At 68.2% G+C, this 15,056-nt stretch carries 11 protein-coding genes; 2 read left to right on the top strand and 9 right to left on the bottom strand.

The window, feature by feature from the left end:
- Positions 1–13: 13 nt before the first annotated feature.
- The 4 genes from DFO65_RS12515 to DFO65_RS12500 all read right to left on the bottom strand — a co-directional run bounded on the left by DFO65_RS12515 (position 14) and on the right by DFO65_RS12500 (position 4,411).
- Positions 14–1,075, bottom strand: a complete 1,062-nt coding sequence (locus DFO65_RS12515) for an ABC transporter permease (protein ID WP_113904774.1) — start codon at positions 1,073–1,075, stop codon at positions 14–16.
- Between the two features lie 105 nt (positions 1,076–1,180).
- The gene (locus DFO65_RS12510) at positions 1,181–2,173 is read right to left on the bottom strand and encodes a siderophore ABC transporter substrate-binding protein (protein WP_113904773.1); all 993 of its coding nucleotides are present in this window, start codon (positions 2,171–2,173) and stop codon (positions 1,181–1,183) included.
- A gap of 529 nt (positions 2,174–2,702) precedes the next feature.
- A complete protein-coding gene (locus DFO65_RS12505; protein ID WP_113904772.1) occupies positions 2,703–3,791 on the bottom strand; it encodes an inositol monophosphatase family protein in 1,089 nt (362 codons plus the stop codon).
- Between the two features lie 431 nt (positions 3,792–4,222).
- On the bottom strand, positions 4,223–4,411 hold the full coding sequence (locus DFO65_RS12500; protein WP_113904771.1) for a hypothetical protein: 189 nt from the start codon (positions 4,409–4,411) through the stop codon (positions 4,223–4,225).
- 338 nt (positions 4,412–4,749) lie between these two features.
- Here DFO65_RS12500 and DFO65_RS12495 point away from each other — a divergent pair, with 338 nt between their 5' ends.
- Positions 4,750–7,806: an FAD-binding and (Fe-S)-binding domain-containing protein gene (locus DFO65_RS12495; protein WP_113904770.1), complete on the top strand. Its 3,057-nt coding sequence runs from the start codon at positions 4,750–4,752 to the stop codon at positions 7,804–7,806.
- On the opposite strand, the gene DFO65_RS12490 is transcribed toward DFO65_RS12495, so the two are convergent.
- Both DFO65_RS12490 and DFO65_RS12485 read right to left on the bottom strand, forming a co-directional pair.
- Complete coding sequence (locus DFO65_RS12490; protein ID WP_113904769.1) at positions 7,790–8,179, bottom strand: universal stress protein; 390 nt, start codon at positions 8,177–8,179, stop codon at positions 7,790–7,792. The two genes, DFO65_RS12495 and DFO65_RS12490, sit on opposite strands and share 17 nt — an antisense overlap.
- Before the next feature lie 134 nt (positions 8,180–8,313).
- Positions 8,314–9,273: a helix-turn-helix transcriptional regulator gene (locus tag DFO65_RS12485; RefSeq protein ID WP_113904768.1), complete on the bottom strand. Its 960-nt coding sequence runs from the start codon at positions 9,271–9,273 to the stop codon at positions 8,314–8,316.
- Between the two features lie 131 nt (positions 9,274–9,404).
- On the opposite strand from DFO65_RS12485, the gene DFO65_RS12480 reads away from it, so the two are divergent.
- Entirely contained in the window at positions 9,405–10,025 is a 621-nt protein-coding gene (locus DFO65_RS12480) for a DinB family protein (RefSeq protein WP_113904767.1), read from the top strand.
- Between the two features lie 82 nt (positions 10,026–10,107).
- Here the strand turns inward: DFO65_RS12480 and aceB are convergent, their stop codons facing one another.
- The 3 genes from aceB to aceA form a co-directional block, all read right to left on the bottom strand.
- Positions 10,108–11,712: a malate synthase A gene (aceB, locus tag DFO65_RS12475; RefSeq protein WP_113904766.1), complete on the bottom strand. Its 1,605-nt coding sequence runs from the start codon at positions 11,710–11,712 to the stop codon at positions 10,108–10,110.
- A 294-nt stretch (positions 11,713–12,006) separates the two neighbouring features.
- Positions 12,007–13,626 carry a malate synthase gene (locus tag DFO65_RS12470; RefSeq protein ID WP_113904765.1) on the bottom strand — a complete coding sequence of 540 codons (1,620 nt, stop codon included), beginning with the start codon at positions 13,624–13,626 and terminating at the stop codon, positions 12,007–12,009.
- Positions 13,627–13,680: 54 nt separating this feature from the next.
- Entirely contained in the window at positions 13,681–14,973 is a 1,293-nt protein-coding gene (gene aceA, locus DFO65_RS12465) for an isocitrate lyase (protein ID WP_113904764.1), read from the bottom strand.
- Positions 14,974–15,056 lie beyond the last annotated feature (83 nt).

The following is a 15,056-nucleotide window of genomic DNA, read 5'->3' as shown; positions in this document are numbered from 1 at the left end:
GTTCTCCTCCATCTCAGCCTCGGCTCCGTTGCCGAAGCAGCAGGATGACGAACACGGCCGCGCCGACGATGCCGAGGATCAGCGACACCGGGACCTCGAACGGCATGATGATGATCCGGCCGACGATGTCGCAGATGGTGACGATCGCGATGCCGAGCAGGCACACCCAGGGCAGGTTGCTGCGGAGGTCGTCGCCGCGCAGCATCGAAACGACATTGGGCACGATGAGGCCGAGGAACGGAAGGTTGCCGACGACCACCGTGACCACCCCGGTGGCAATCGCGACGAGGATCGTGCCGATGAGGATGATCTGGTTGTAGTTGAGCCCGATGTTCGTCGAGATCTCCTTGCCCAGGCCCGCCGCGGTGAACCGATCGGCGGTGATGAAGACGGCGACGACGACGAGTGCGACGACCCAGAGGATCTCGTACTGTCCGCGGAGGATCGACGTGAAGCTGCCGGCGAACCAGATCCCGAGGTTCTGGAGCATGTCCGTCTGGACGGCGACGAATGTGGAGATCGCACCGACGACGGCACCGAGCATGATGCCGACGATCGGCACGATGAGCGAGGACTTCAGCGAGACCCGGCGGAGGAACAGGAAGAAGACGAGGGTGCCGATGAACGCGGCGATGATCGCGCCGAGCATCCGCGCGAGGATCGAGGCGTCCGGGTAGAGGATGACCGTGAGCATGAGCCCGAGGCCCGCCCATTCGGTGGTTCCCGTCGTCGTCGGCTCGACGAATCGGTTCTGCGTCAGCAGCTGCATGACCAGACCGCACATCGCCATCGCGGCCCCCGCGAGCACCAGCGCGATCGTGCGCGGCACCCGGGTGATCTGGAACATCTCGCCGCCGTCCTCGGCACCGACGATGTCGTAGACACCGGTGAAGAGCGAGAGCCCGAGGAGCACGAGCACGCCGAGCGTGGCGAGCAGCAGCTTCCAGCTCAGCAGGCCGCCCTTGTCCGCGGCTGCTCCCGATCGGTCCGCGGAACTCCGCGGATCCGAGTGCGGCCCGTCCACCTCGGCGAGGCGGGGGCCCGGGGTCGGGCCGGCGTTGTCTGATCTGGTCATGCGGGATCTCAATCGTGATTTGGCGGTGGACGGGCCGCGCGGGCCGCGTCCACCGCCGTGAAGGCGAAGCCGCCGCGCGGAGGCGGCGGCTTCCTCAGTTCCGGTCTACTTCTCGGCCTCGAGCTTGTCGGCGAAGCTGTTGAAGAACTCCGTGTAGGTCTGGATGCCTTCGTTGAGGTAGGTGTCCTCGGGGAAGTAGACGATCTTGTCGTTCTTCACCGCGGGCACGTCCTTGAGGGCCTCGGACTTCTCGAGGACCTCGGCCGCGGGGGCCGATCCCTCTTCGCGCTCCTCGGCGGAGAAGGAGGCGTCGCGGTCCATGACGATCATGAGGTCGGGCTGGGACTTCGCGATCGCCTCGACGGAGATGTCATCGCCCTGGTGATCCTCGCTGCCCTCGGGAACCTCGAGCGCGGGCTTGAGCTCGAGGATGTCGAAGACGGGACCGACCGTGCGGCCGACGGACGGAGCGACGTATCCGATGTCGCCCGCCGAGGTGATGAGGCCCATGGACTTGTCACTGCCGTTGTACGCGGCCTTCGCCCGCTCGATCGAGGCATCGAAGTCGTCGACGAGCTTCTTCGCCTCGTCCTGCTTGCCGAACACCTCGCCGAGCACCGTGGTCTGGCGCTTGAGCTCCTCGTCGAACGGCTCGCCGTCACGGGGGTCGAGCTCGAGCACGGTGGCCTCGGGAGCCAGCTTCTGCAGGTCATCGTGGTAGTCGGCGAAGCGCTGACCGTTGACGATGAGGTCGGGCTTGACGGCCGCGACCTGCTCCAGATCAGGTTCGCGGTGCGAGCCGAGGTCCTTGATCGACTCGTCCGTCGTGTACGACAGGCCCTCGGGCATGAGGCCGACAGCGGCGGCGCTGAGCTTGATGCCCCAGGTGTCGAGGGTCTCGAAGGTGCGGTTGTCAGTGGCGACAACGGACTTCGGCGGGCTGGGAACGGTCTGCTCACCGTTGTTGTCCGTGACGGTGACGGTGCTGGCGGTGCTCTCGGCGGCAGCCTGGTCCTCGGAGCCCGAGGAGCCGCAGCCGGCCAGGGTCAGAGCCAGAGCACCGACCACCGCACCCAGACGGAGACGTGACGAAACCATGTTGTACTACTTCCTTCAGCAAAAGATTCGGTCCAGATGTGCGCCATCTGGCGATTAGCTTAGCCTAAGCTTCGAGATATACGCTACATGAAGTTTTCGTTAAGCGACTCACACCCCGGTCGGGGCATTCGGTCACTCGTGGAACCCCGGGATTCCGGGGCACAGCGACCGATCAGGTCGCTCCGTAGTGATGCAGATCACCATTGTCGAGCAGTCCGGACAACACCTGTCGGCGCGTCTCACGACATCTGTCACCGGCATGGGTGGGTCGATCGGGAGCAAGCGTCGTCGCTCAGTTCCGCATCGCAAGCCCCGCTCAGCGCTGCATGGAAGGCCCGCGCTCAGCGCGTTCGGTCGCAGGCCGCGTCCGCCGGGGATCGGACCGAAGTGGAACCCGGCCAAAGACATCCGGTCCGCTCAGACCGCGCCCTCCTGGCAGACCAGCTCCTCCCGGCAATCGGCGTCGGCTCAGACCAGGTCCTCCTGGCAACGGGTGCCGGTTCAGAGCGTCCGTCCCCGGGCCGCCGGCTCAGATCGTCGCGATGAGCCGCTCCAACTCCTCCGCGGAGTCCGCGGCAGCCGTGGCCCCACCGGTTCCGCCGCGGCGCACGTACGCTCCGGACTCCTCGGCGATGAGCGCGCCTGCGGCGTAGTCATAGATGCCCAGGCCCCGTTCGGCATAGCAGTTGATCTTCCCCTCGGCGACCATGCAGAGGTCGATCGCGGCCGATCCGCAGCGCCTGATGTCGTCGTAGTCGCTCATCAGATCGAAGAGCTTGGCAAGCTGAGGGGCACGAGTGTCGCCCTTGTACGCGAATCCGGTGGCGAGGATCCGCCCCGACAGTCCCTCGGGGGTGCCGTGCAGTCTCCGGGCGGCGACTGCCTCGGTGCTCCGCTGGGCGCCGAGGCGGCCGTCGACCTTGAACGCGCCGGCACCGGCGATCGCCAACCAGGTCGAATCGAGTCCCGGCGAGGCGACGAGCCCGAACAGCCACTGCCCGGCTCCGACATTCCTCACCGACCCGGCACCCGGCCTGCTCACCGCGTCAAGGTCGGTCACGGGAGCCTCATCCCTCCCGGTCGACCCGCCGCCCGATCCATCGACGGCGATGTCGGTCACGCCCTCCGCCAGATTGGAGCGGCAGACTCCGACCGAGAAGGCGAAGTGCTCGATTCCCCGCACATAGTTGACCGTGCCGTCGATCGGGTCGACATGCCACTCCAGCCCGACTTCCGGCACCCGATCCTCGACCGGGACGGGCACCAGAGATCCCGTCGAGGCGTCGTAGCAGTCGAGCGTGCGCAGGAATTCCTCGTCGAAGAACGCCACCGGATCGAGCGCCGCCGCTCCCTCTTCTCCGACCATGAGGTCGTCGGGGCGGACCTGATCGAGAAAGCCGCGCACGAGCGATTCGATCTGCGCGTCCGCCTGGGTGACGAGGTCGTTGGCCGACGTCTTCGTGTCAACGACGCCAGCGTCGAATCGCGCCCCCAGCGATTGACCCCATTCCTCCATCTGCCGCCAGGCGATCGCGGAGAGGTCACCGGCGATCCGAAGCAGCGGGTGCGCGAGCACCGTCGAGGGCAGGACGGACGAGGACAGGACGTGAGAACTCATGATTCAACTGTAGGTGCGCGGTGGCGGCGAAGTCCTCCCCGGCGCTCATGGGAATCCCCTGACCGCCACCCGCCGCCCCCCTCCTCACCCCGGGCGGGGGCACGCTCCCCTCGGGCGAAGGCACACCTTCGCGACCCGCTCACACCTCGCGGTCGACACACTATGTAACAACTTTGCAATACTAGGAGTGACCGTGCGATTCTCGTCCTTAATACAGTTCAGCCGGCCCGCAAACCCCCTTGTCACCCTCGCAGGGCTGCGAAATAATCGTTACTGAGCCGCGTCCTCTATTACGTAAAGAAAACTTGTCAATTTACCTTGTCGGAATTTTCGAATGCTTCGGAAACCCATTCGATAAACGCCCGGACGCGACGGAGGGATGGCGATTCTCTCGCCATCCCTCCGTCGATCGTTGCAGGTTTCCGTCCCGGTCACTCGGCAGCAGGAGCGACCGAAGCCTTGGTGAGCGAGGGATCCGGGGCGCTCTCAGCGGACTCCGATTCACGCAGCAGGGGCCCGTGACGACGGACGATCTCCTGCACTGCCTGGGACGATGTTCCCGCAGCCGCCGCGATGGCTCCGAACGTCGCACCCTCCTCCCGGGCACGAAGGATCGACATCACGTAATTCGTATTGATCCGAGCTCTCTGACGAGCAATTCGACGAACAGCGCTCACCAGTGCGGATTGGTCTGCGGTCAGTTCTCGAGCGCGACGCGACATGGTTACTTCCCTTGCTTGCACTTGCGGCAGGTAGCCACAACAAAGTGTGTACGAACTGGATACCACAGATATTAAGTCGAGACAATGTTTTTCCCGTATTTCAGAAATCACACATCACTCACCGCGAGGTCGATCACGGTTCGATAACGGCAGGCGCGCAGGTCCTTCTCCCCGCGGCAGAACTCCCTTCCGTCAGGCTGCAGGGCTCCTCCCTTCCAGGTGGCAGAATTCCTCACATGGAGACCACCGCACCTCACGATGCCCAGACCGAGCACCCGCGCGACAGCCCGGTGGCGGGTCCGGGCGGAGAGGCACTGTGCCACGCGCTCGAGGCAGAGGGGGTCCGCCATTGGAGCATCGACGGCGCCGATCGCGCGGCGTACTCCTCGGACGCGTCTCTGTTCCGGCTGGTTCCCGCGGTCATCGTCTTCCCCTTCGACGAGGAGGACGTCGCCCGCGCCCTGCGTGTCGCCCGGCGCCTCGGGCTGCCCGTCACGAGTCGCGGAGCCGGGACGTCGATCGCGGGCAATGCGATCGGCACGGGCATCGTCCTCGACTTCTCCCGCCACATGAACACCGTCCTCTCCCTCGATGCCGAGGAGCGCTCGGCTTGGGTCGAGGCGGGGTGCGTCCACGCGACTCTGCAGGCCCGCGCCAAGCTCCACGGTCTGCGCTTCGGGCCGGACCCCTCGACGCACACCCGCTGCACCATCGGTGGGATGATCGGCAACAACGCCTGCGGCCCCCGCGCGATGGGCTACGGCCGCACGGGCGACAACGTCCTCGCCCTGCGGGTCATGCTCGTCGACGGGACGATCGTCGACATCGACGAGTCCAACGCCGCAGAGCACTTCCCCCGCCTCCACCAGCTCGTCGCCGACAACCTCGCCACGATCCGCACGCACCTCGGGACCTTCTCCCGGCAGGTCTCCGGCTACGGCCTCGAGTCTCTGCTGCCGGAGCACGGTTTCGACCTGCGGAGGGCCTTCGCCGGGTCCGAGGGCACCTGGGGGATCGTCCTCGCCGCGAAGATGAACCTCGTCCGCGACCCGGCGCACACCTCGGCGGTGGTGCTGGGCTATGCGGACATGGTCGCGGCGGCTCACGATGCTCCCCTCCTGCGGAACTTCCCCGTCGCCGCGTGCGAGGGCCTTGATTCGCGGATGCTCGACCGGGTGATCGAGACCAAGGGCGCCCGGGCGGTCCCTCCGCTGCCCACCGGCGCCGGGTGGCTCGTCGTCGAGCTCACCGGCGACGACGAGGCCGAGCTCCGGACCCAGACCGCCCGGCTCATCGCCGAGTCCCGCTCTCTCGACGCCGCGGTCCTCGATGCCCGCGCGGCTGCCGAGGTGTGGGCGATCCGCGCCGACGGCGCGGGTCTCGTCTCCCGGACCCCGGATGGCCGGGACGCGCATGCCGGATGGGAGGACTCGGCGGTGCCGGTCGAGCACCTCGGCGACTATCTGCGGGAACTCATGGACCTCCTCACCGAGCACGGGCTGTGGGGGATCCCGTACGGGCACTTCGGGGACGGGTGCCTGCACATGCGCGTCGACTTCCCGCTCGAGGAGCCGCACGGGCGCGAGGCGCTGCGGAGCTTCATGGTCGCGGCGACGAAGCTCGTCGCCCGCTACGGCGGGTCGGTCTCCGGTGAGCACGGCGACGGGCGAGCCCGCTCGGAGCTGCTGCAGCTCGCCTACCCGCCGGCAGTGCTCGATCTGTTCAAGCAGGTCAAAGAGCTGTTCGACCCCCGGTACCTGCTCAATCCCGGGGTCATCGTCGATCCCGACGCCCTCGACGAATCCCTCCGGTTGACGCAGCTGCCCCTGCGGCGGGAGCTGCCGGGGCCGTTGGGGATGCGCTACGACGAGGAGGCGGCCGGTTTCGCCTCGGCCGTGCACCGCTGCACGGGCGTGGGCAAGTGCCGCGCGGACTCGGCGGCCTCGGGTGGCATCATGTGCCCCTCCTACCAGGCGACTCGCGACGAGAAGCACTCGACCCGGGGGCGAGCCCGGGTGCTCCAGGAGATGGTGTCCGGGGAGCTGAGCGAGACCGGGTGGGACTCGCCGGAGGTCGCCGAGGCCCTCGACCTGTGCCTGTCGTGCAAGGCGTGCGGGAGCGAGTGCCCGACGGGGACCGACATGGCGACCTACAAGGCGGAGGTCCTCTACCAGTCCCACCGCGGGAAGCTGCGCCCGATGAAGCACTACGCGCTCGGATTCCTCCCGCAGCTGGCACGGGCGATCACACCGCTCGCCCCGGTCGTCAACCGGGTGTCGGGGCTGCCGGGGATCTCGACGCTCGCGAAGAGGCTCGCCGGAATCGACGTCCGCCGCACCATCCCCGTCTTCGCCCCGACGACGTTCCGGCGTTGGTGGACGTCCTCCGCCGAGGCGGGGGCCGGGGCAGCGGGAGGTGAGCCCGCGGCAATCAGCGCGCGGGCACTGGCCGGTTCCGTGAAGGTGCGGTCTGGGACCGATTCCGCCGAGGCGGGGGCCGGCGGGCGGCTGCCCGAGGTCGCCGAGGTGGTCCTCTTCGCCGATTCCTGGTCGAACCACTTCGCCCCGCGGATCCTTGCCGCCGCCGTCGCGGTGCTGCGGCGAGCGGGGGTCAGGGTCAGGGTCGTCGAGCAGTCGGTATGCTGCGGTCTGCCCCTCATCTCGACGGGGCAGCTGGATGCGGCGAAGCGGAGTCTCTCGGCGACGATCGGGGCCCTCGACGCCACCGGTGACGTCCCGATCGTCGGGGTCGAGCCGTCCTGCCTGGCCACTCTCAAGGACGATTCGCTCAAGCTCCTCGGTGACGAGGCCTCGGCGCGGGTGGCCGCGCGGGTGCAGACCCTGGCCCAGTTCCTGCTGGGGATCGGTGCCGAGCTGCCGGACTTCACCGGCATCGACGCGCTCGTCCAGCCGCACTGCCATCAGTCCGCGGTGCTCGGCCTCGCCGCGGACCGTGAGCTGCTGGCGCGCACCGGGGCCCGGGCACGCTTCCTCGGAGGCTGCTGCGGCCTGGCCGGGAACTTCGGCGTCGAGGCGGGACACTTCGAGACCTCGGTCGCGGTCGCCGAGGTGGCGCTGCTGCCGGCGTTGCGCGAGAGGCGAACGGCGCTGCGGGAACGGCCAACGGCGTTGCGCGACCGGCGAACGGCACGCGAGGCAGACCCCTTCGAGGTCGTCCTCGCCGACGGCTACTCATGTCGGACGCAGATCGCGGATCTCAGCGACCACCAGGGGGTGTCCCTGGCGGAGCTCCTCGCGTGGGGATGGGACTCGGGTCTCAGGCCTTCGCGGTGAGCACCGGCACTTCGGCCTCGAGGAGGATCCTCTGCGCCTGGGAGCCGAGGATGAACTTGCCGATCGCCGAGCGCTTCCTCAGTCCGATGACGATGAGCTGCGCATCGTGTTCGGCGGCCAGCTCGTTGAGGGCACCGGGCAGGTCGTCCTCGTGGTCGGGCTGCAGCACCTCGACCTCGACTCCGGATTCCCGGCCGAGTCCGACGATGCGCTCGATGTCGTCCTGACCGATCTCCGTCGGCGTCCCACTGGCTCCGCGGCGTTGGGCGTTGACCACGACCGCCCGGGTCGACCGGAGTTCGGCCTCTGCGAAACCTGCGCGCAGGGCCGCCTCGCCTTCAGGTGCGGGAAGGTAGCCAATGAGAATCGTCATGTCCTCATTGTATTGCCGTCGGCGATCTCCGCTCGGCGGCAACGCCACGTGGACAGGCTGCCGTCATCGGCCCACTGCCGGATCGGTGCGACCGTCGGGCCGACCGAACCGGATCCCCGCCGCGCTGCTCGCCGTCATCGGCCCACTGCCCGGTCGACGCGATCGCGCAGCCGCCTCAGTGCCGCGACCATCTCCGGCGGCTCGACGACGCGGAAGGGCGCGGGGATGTGCGCGGCGACCGCGGCGGCCCAGTCGAGGTTCTCGACGCCGAACTCGACGAGGCACCCCTCCGGCACGGCGCTGATCGTCACGGACCGGGTGGGGAACCAGGACTGCGCCTCGGCGACAGGGGCGTCGACCTCCAGGACGACCCGGTGCGGGTACGCGGCGGAGGTGACCGCGGCGCGCACTGCCGCCTCGGCGTCGGGATGGTCCCGGGGAGGGCAGCCGAACGTCGTGGCGTGGACGTCGCGCATCCGGTCGAGGCGGAACACCCGCCAGTCCGCGCGGTCCCGGTCCCAGGCATAGAGGTACCAGTGCGCGCCGAGGACGACCAGCTGCACCGGCTCGACCCTCCGCTCGCTCGGAGCTTCCTCGCCCGGGTCCTCGCGTCGCCGCGATTTCGCGTAGGTGAAGGTCAGCAGAACCGCGGAGGCGATCGCCGAGGCGACGGCGACGACTGCCGCGTGATCGACCTCGGGTTCGTGACCGGGAAGGACGGAGACGGCGGTGCCGATCGCGGTGACCGTCTCGCGCATGTGCGGCGGGAGCATCCCGCGGATCTTCGCCGCCGCCGACGCCGCGTCCGCCGTGCTCAGCCCCGCCCCGCGCAGGAGCGCGAGACCAATGGCCGTCGACAGGGCCTCCCCTGCCTCGAACTGCAGCGGCGGCAGCAGCGTCCGCGATTCCGCACGGTATCCGCCGGCCGCTCCGGGCACCGACGCGATGATGTAGCCGAGCTCCCTGAGGACGGTGATGTCTCGGCGGATGGTCCGGACGGTGACCCCGAAGTGCGCGGCCAGAGCGGATGCCGTGTACAGGCGCCCGGAGGCGAAGAGGCCGAGCAGGGACAGCAGCCTCGACTCCGCCGTCATCGCCTGCCCCCTCACCCACTCACGTACCACTCGAGAATAACTGCGAACGCGGACAGTATATGTCCGCATCGCCGCCGATGATGGAGTCAGCTCCGGTCAGGAGCGTCCATCCCCGCACATCAGGAGTGACCATGCCGTTCTTCGCACCGAGCGTGACCACCGAGTCCGACGCCCTCTTCACCTTCATCGAGCAGCAGGCCGGTCAGCTGCGGCTCACCGCCCTCGACCTCTCCGACGAACAGGCCCGCAGCACCCCGACGACCAGCCGCCTGTCCATCGCCGGTCTCATCGCCCACAGCGCCCAGGTGATCTACGGGTGGCTGCAGCAGGTCAAGGACCCGGACCGGGTCTTCTCCCTCGACGACTACGTCTCGTTCGGGCGGGCCATCGGCATCGAGGAGATGTGCGACGGCGCGGAGCTGCCCGATCTCACCCTGGCCGAGCTGCTCTCCGCATTCGACACGGCGACGGCGGAGGTCACCGCTGCCCGCGAGCTCGTCGACAGCGGTCGGGTCGACCTCGACAGCACCGTGCCCGTGCCCGACATGCCGTGGTATCCCAAGGACTTCGTGATGACCGTGCGCTGGATCCTCAATCACATCAGCACTGAGCTCGCCCGGCACGCCGGGCATGCGGACATCATCCGGGAGAGCATCGACGGGGCGATCGCCTACGAGCTCAACGCCCGGGCCGCAGGCGAGTCGTGGCCGCCGGAGAACTGGACGGACAGCGCCGACGCGTCGACCGCCTGACCGCCGACGGGCGAGAACCCCGGGCCGCCCGCTCGCTGAGCCTCACACGCCCGGTCACCGGGCCGCCCCATCGCCGGGCGCCTCAGGCCGCGAAGATCGATCCCTTCGAGACGCGGTCGACGAGATGCTCGGTGTAGGCCGGCATCGTGATGAAGTCCGGGAAGGCGTCGTCGAGGACGCACGCGCGGAAGATCTCCACCGCCTCGGTGTAGTGATCGGCGGGGTGGCGTTCGATGAGGGCGAGCTCCTCCCCCATGTACCTCTCGACGAGGCGACGGGTGAGCTGCTTCCCGTTGTCGAGCGTCACCGCGTGCCGGGTCCACTGCCAGATCTGGGACCGGCTGATCTCCGCCGTCGAGGCGTCCTCGAGGAGGTTCTCGAGCGCGACGTGGCCGATGCCGCCCAGCCATGCGTTCATATAGCCGATGGCGACGCGGATGTTGAGCCTCACGCCCTCCTCGGTGACCTCCGGGTCGAGCCCGTGGACGTCGAGGAGGTCGGCCGCCGTGACCTCGACGTCGTCACGGAGCACGTCGAGCTGGTGCGGCTTGTCGCCGAGCGCCTCGTCGAAGACCTCGAGGGCGGCCGGGACCAGGGCGGGATCGGCGACCCAGGTTCCGTCGAATCCCTCGGACACCTCGCGCCGCTTGTCCTCGCGCATCCGTTCGAACTCGGCGGCCACGAACTCCTTGTCCGGATGTCCGCTCATGAGGTTGCTCATCCCGCCGATCGCATGCGCACCGCGGCGGTGGCAGGTGGCCACGAGCAGGTCGGTGAACGCCTTCATCATCGGAACGGTCATCGTCAGTTTGTCGCGGTCGGGCAGGACGAACTCGGGGTACTTCTTGAAGTTCTTGATGATCGAGAAGAAGTAGTCCCAGCGCGCGGCATTGAGCCCGGCGCAGTGCTCCCGCAGCTCGTAGAGGATCTCCTCCATCTGGAACGCCGCGGTGATCGTCTCGATGTGGACGGTCGCCCTGATGGTGCCGACGGGAATGCCCAGCCGCTCCTGCGCGAAGACGAAGACCTCGTTCCACAGCCGGGCCTCGCGCGCCGATTCGAGCTTCGGCAGGTAGAAGTATGGGCCGGAGCCGTCCTCGATGAGCTCGCGGGCGTTGTGGAAGACGTAGAGACCGAAGTCGACGAGGGTTCCCGAGGCGGAGAAGTCCGCGTCGTTGTCGTCGACGAAGCGCAGGTGCTTCTCCGGCAGATGCCAGCCCCGCGGCCGCAGACCGATCGTCGGCGGGGTCCTGTTGTGCACTCCCGGCAGCTTCCCCCGCACCGCCTTCATGAGGTTGAGCTGGCCGGTGATGACGTTGATCCACGTCGGACTCGTCGCATCCTCGAGATCGGCCAGCCACACCTTGGCCTGCGAGTTGAGGGCCGCGACGGACTCCCGCTCCGTCACCGGACCGGTCACCTCGACCCGGCGGTCCTCGAGGCCGGGGGCGCCGCGAGACCCGGCGACCGTCCATGAGGGGTCGTCACGGATCTCCTGGGTCTCGGGCTTGAACGTCGGGAACGTCCCATGGCTGATCGTCGCCGCGCGGATCCTGCGAGCCTCGAGCAGATCGGTCCGGGGGATCCGGAAGCGGTCGTGCAGCGCGGCCAGGAAGTCGAGCGCTGCCGGTGTCAGCACCGCCTCGAACCCGGGCGGCATCGGTGCATTGATCTTCATGTGCGACATGTCGTCTCTCCTCACCCTGCGGTCGATGACGAGTTCCGCCGAGCAGCCCACGGGCGGGCTGCGGCCCTGTGCCCGGGGAGGTCGAACGGAACCGGAGGAATCGGGTCCGGGAGTGCAATTCTAAAGGGTCTGAAGGGGAAAAGGATGGGAAAGGGTCGGCGCGGACCGACGATGCAAACCCCATGAAAACATCGTCGACCCGCGCCGGGTACGTGAGGGCGGAACCCGGAGCCTCCGACCTCCGAGGACCCGGAGGCGGGGCGGGAAGGCCGGAACCCGCCGGGTCCGGCCACCTCAGGCCGCGGCGATCGCCGCCTTCGCCGGGCTCCGGGAAGTGTCCCGTTCGACGAGGTGTTCGCTGTAGACCGGCATCGTGAGGAACTCGGGGAACTCCTCGCCGAGGGTGCAGCGACGGAATACCTCGACCGCCTCGGCGAGGTGGTCGTCGGGCCGCCGGCCCATCCGGGTGAGCTCGTCGTCGAGGTACTCCTGAATGAGCTCCCGGGTGACCTGCCGACCGTTGTCGAGCCTCACCTCGTGACGGATCCACTGCCAGATCTGCGAACGGCAGATCTCCGCGGTCGAGACGTCCTCGAGGAGGTTCTCCAGGGCGACCTGTCCGCGCCCGCCCAGCCATTCGTCGATGTAGCCGATGGCGACGCGGATGTTGATCCGCACGCCGGCCTCGGTGACGATCGGCTCGAGACCGGTGAGGTCGAGCAGGTGCTCGGCGCAGACGGTGACATCTGGGCGGAGATTGTCCAGCTGGTGGGAGCGCTCACCGAGGGCCGCGTCGTAGACCGCGAGCGCATCGGGCACCAGGCCGGGGTCGGCCACCCAGGTGCCGTCGAAGCCCTGCCAGGCCTCGCGTGCCTTGTCCTCGCGCATCCGCTCGAACTCGGCGGCGACGTGGTCGGCGTCGGGATGGTGCCTCATGAGGTTGCTCATCGTGCCGATCGCATGAGCCCCACGGCGGTGGCACGTCCAGACCAGGCGGTCGGTGAACGCCCGCATGAGCGGCAGGGCGTTCGTCAGCCTCTCCCTGTCGGGGAGGATGAACTGCGGGAGGTTGCGGAAGCTCTTGACGACGGAGAACAGGTAGTCCCAGCCCGCCGACTGGAGGCCGGCGCAGTGCTCCCGCAGCTCCCAGAGGATCTCCTCCATCTGGAACGTCGCCGTGATCGTCTCGATGTGGACGGTCGCCCGGATGGTGCCCCGCTCGAGGCCGAGGCTCTCCTGCGCGAACTCGAAGATCCGGTTCCACAGGCGGGCTTCGAGCGCCGATTCGATCTTCGGCAGCCAGAAGTAGGGACCGGAGCCGGTGTCGACGAGGCGGCGGGCGTTGTGGAAGAAGCCGAGGCCGAAGTCGACCAGTGCTCCGGAGGCATCCGATTCCCGACCTTCGCCGTCAACGACGGTGAGGTGCTTCTCCGGCAGGTGCCAGCCGCGCGGCCGCATCCCGATGGTCGGGGGAGTCGGATTGTCGACACCGGCAAGGCGCCCGTGCACCGCGTCCATCAGGGTGAGCTGCCCGCCGATGACATTGCTCCACGTCGGGCTCGTCGAGTCCTCGAAGTCCGCGATCCAGACCGAGGCCCGGGAGTTGAGGGCCGCGACGGCGTCGGCATCGGTGACCGGGCCGACGAGCTCGACCCGGCGGTCCTCGAGTCCCGGTGCGCCGACCGATCCTGCGACCTGCCAGGAGAGGTCGGTGCGGATGCGAGCGGTCTCGGCGGCGAACCGCGGCAGCGTGCCGCCGTCCATGGCCGCGGCACGGGCTCGGCGCTTCTCGAGCAGCGAGTCGAGGGGTCGTGCGAAGCGGTCGTGCAGGGCTGCGACGAAGTCGAGTGCCGGTGCGGTCAGGACGGTGTCGAAGCCGGGTTCGATCGGTGCGTTGACTCTGATGTGTGACATTGGGCTTCTCCTCACCCGGTCGGTGCGAATGTCAGTGGTGGACGGTGGAACGGCTCAGTGGAACTGGGCCTCTTCGGTCGATCCGCTCAGGGCCAGGGTCGACCCCTCGGGGTTGACCGCGGTCGAGACGAGGTCGAAGTAGCCGGTGCCGACCTCGCGCTGATGCTTCGTCGCGGTGTAACCGCGCTCCTCGGCGGCGAACTCGCGCTCCTGCAGATCGACGTAGGCCTTCATCTGCTCGCGGGCGTAGCCGTGGGCGAGGTCGAACATCGAGTAGTTGAGGGCGTGGAAGCCGGCGAGGGTGATGAACTGGAACTTGTAGCCCATCGCCCCGAGCTCCCGCTGGAACTTCGCGATCGTCGCGTCGTCGAGGTGCTTCTTCCAGTTGAACGACGGCGAGCAGTTGTAGGCGAGCAGCTGATCGGGGTGCTCGGCCTTGATCGCCTCGGCGAACTGACGGGCGATATCGAGATCCGGCAGGGAGGTCTCCATCCACAGCAGATCGGAGTACGGCGCGTAGGCGTTGCCGCGGGCGATGCAGGCCTCGAGGCCGTTGCGCACCTTGTAGTATCCCTCCGCCGTCCGTTCTCCGGTGATGAACGGACGGTCCCGTTCGTCGACATCGGTGGTGATGAGGGTGGCGGCATCGGCGTCCGTGCGGGCGACGATGACCGAGGGCACGTTCTCGACGTCGGCGGCCAGACGCGCCGACTGCAGGGTGCGGATGTGCTGCGAGGTCGGGATGAGGACCTTCCCGCCGAGGTGACCGCACTTCTTCTCGCTCGCGAGCTGGTCCTCCCAGTGGACCCCGGCGGCACCCGCGTTGATCATGCCCTTCATCAGCTCGAAGGCGTTGAGTGGACCGCCGAAGCCGGCCTCGGCGTCGGCGACGATCGGGACCAACCAGTCCTCGACGGTGCTGATGCCCTCGGCGTGCTCGATCTGGTCGGCACGCATGAGCGCGTTGTTGATCCGGCGGACGACGGCGGGCACCGAGTTGGCCGGGTAGATCGACTGGTCCGGGTAGGTGTGACCGGAGAGGTTCGCGTCGGCGGCGACCTGCCAGCCGGAGAGGTAGATGGCCTTGAGACCGGCCTTGACCTGCTGGACCGCCTGGTTGCCGGTCAGCGCGCCCAGGGCGTTGACGAAGTCCTCGGTGTGGATCGACTCCCACAGCTTCTCGGCGCCGCGCCGGGCCAGGGTGTGCTCCTCGACGACCGAGCCACGCAGTCTGACGACATCCTCGGGCGAGTACTCTCGGGCGACTCCCGACCACCGGGGGTTGGTGGCCCAGTCGCGGCGGAGGGTCTCCACGTCGTGCAGCTGGTCGGCGGTGTTCTCAGTCATGTCTGCTCCTCGATTTCATCGATTCGGTGTCCGTGTTGTCATTCTGTCGCGGTCGGAGAGAGCTCAGCAGGCAAATATCCGAT

The sequence above is a fragment of the Brevibacterium sanguinis genome, assembly GCF_003315415.1.
Lineage (GTDB): Bacteria > Actinomycetota > Actinomycetes > Actinomycetales > Brevibacteriaceae > Brevibacterium > Brevibacterium celere_A.
This window is presented reverse-complemented; position numbering and strand designations above follow the sequence as displayed.